This is a genomic window from Acinetobacter sp. V2 (assembly GCF_001188385.1).
In the GTDB taxonomy this organism is placed as follows: domain Bacteria; phylum Pseudomonadota; class Gammaproteobacteria; order Pseudomonadales; family Moraxellaceae; genus Acinetobacter; species Acinetobacter oleivorans.
Genome location: NZ_JZFB01000003.1, coordinates 178,521 through 180,060 on the forward strand (window position 1 = coordinate 178,521; position 1,540 = coordinate 180,060).

General features: G+C 41.8%; 2 protein-coding genes and 1 pseudogene. All 3 read left to right on the plus strand.

The genetic code is table 11. From position 1 onward, the window contains the following. A partial coding sequence (locus tag UC75_RS21415) for an urease subunit alpha (RefSeq protein ID WP_228137316.1) occupies positions 1-857 on the plus strand: 857 nt, incomplete at its 5' end. Positions 858-930: 73 nt separating this feature from the next. After that, the gene (ureE, locus tag UC75_RS11750; protein WP_009386594.1) at positions 931-1,413 is read left to right on the plus strand and encodes an urease accessory protein UreE; all 483 of its coding nucleotides are present in this window, start codon (positions 931-933) and stop codon (positions 1,411-1,413) included. Then, a pseudogene (locus UC75_RS18875) lies at positions 1,400-1,540 on the plus strand (urease accessory protein); the annotation flags it as partial. The gene ureE and the pseudogene UC75_RS18875, both read left to right, overlap by 14 nt.

Consider the following 1,540-nt stretch of genomic DNA (forward strand, 5'->3'; position numbering starts at 1 on the left):
ACATTTTAAAAGCGATTGGGCAAAGTAATGTATTACCATCGTCAACTAATCCAACGCGACCTTATACGATTAATACCATTGATGAGCATTTAGATATGCTCATGGTTTGCCATCATTTAGACCCAGCAATTGCTGAAGATATCGCTTTTGCAGAAAGCCGTATTCGCCGTGAAACCATTGCCGCCGAAGATATTTTGCAAGATTTAGGCGCGATTGCCATGATGTCTTCGGACTCTCAGGCGATGGGGCGTGTAGGTGAAGTGATTTTACGTACTTGGCAAACTGCCCATAAGATGAAAATTCAACGTGGTCCTTTAGAGGGTGACAATGAATTTCATGATAACAATCGCGTTAAACGCTACATTGCTAAATATACGATTAACCCAGCAATTACCCATGGTCTAAGCCATGAAATCGGTTCGATTGAAGTCGGAAAACTTGCTGATTTAGTGTTGTGGAAGCCAGCCTTTTTTGGTGTGAAACCTTCGATGATTATTAAAGGAGGCATGATTGCAGCAGCACCGATGGGTGATATTAATGCTTCAATTCCGACACCTCAACCCGTGCATTACCGTCCCATGTTTGGTGCCTATCCACGTGGTGTTCATAACACTTGTATTACCTTTTTATCTCAAGCAGCGATTGATGAAAAAGTTGCTGAAAAATTAAACCTGAAGAAGTTAATTAGTCCGTGTAAAAACACACGCGAAATTAGCAAAACTGACATGAAACACAACACATATTGTCCAGTCATGCATGTTCACCCAGAAACTTACGAGGTGCGGGCTGATGGTGAGTTATTAACGTGTGAACCTGCTGATGTATTACCCATGGCTCAGCGTTATTTCTTGTTTTGATGAGTTTTATCGAGGTGAATTACCTCATTAATTTATACAACATGAATGAAATAAATAAGGAGAGAAGAGCTAAATGAAAATCTATACACAACGCCTTGAACATATTTCTCCTGATCAAGCATTTGAAACGGTTGAACTGACTTTTGATACCCGCCAAAAATCCCGCTTTCGGGCGACTTTAGCGAGTGGTGTAGATATTGGCGCTGATTTACCACGTACTGGCATTTTGCGTAGTGGTTCATATATTGCAACTCAACAAGGTGATGTACTACGTGTAGATGCTAAGCCTGAACGTTTGATGCAAGTTAGTGCAGCAAGCGATTTTGATTTGCTTAAAGCGGCTTATCATCTTGGTAACCGACATGTGCCATTAATGTTGACGCCTACAGCTTTATATTTTGAACCTGATCATGTGCTTGCAGAAATGGTAGAGGGGTTGGGGCTTACAGTTTCAGAAACTGATCATCCGTTTGAACCCGAAAGCGGTGCCTATGCACAGCATAGCCATGACCACCGCTTAAGCCCAATCAAAGCTTTGCACCATGTCCATTCATAACGCAGCGCAATTGCTTCAGTTGCTGACATTGTCTTCTACAGCATTGCCAGTTGGAGCATATTGCTATTCACAAGGTGTAGAAACAGCCATCGATATTGGCTTAATACACGATGAAACCTCAGCAATT

Excerpts from the sequence above, each read along its gene's own strand:
- ureE (WP_009386594.1), top strand. The coding sequence starts at position 931 with ATGAAAATCTATACACAACGCCTTGAACATATTTCTCCTGATCAAGCA.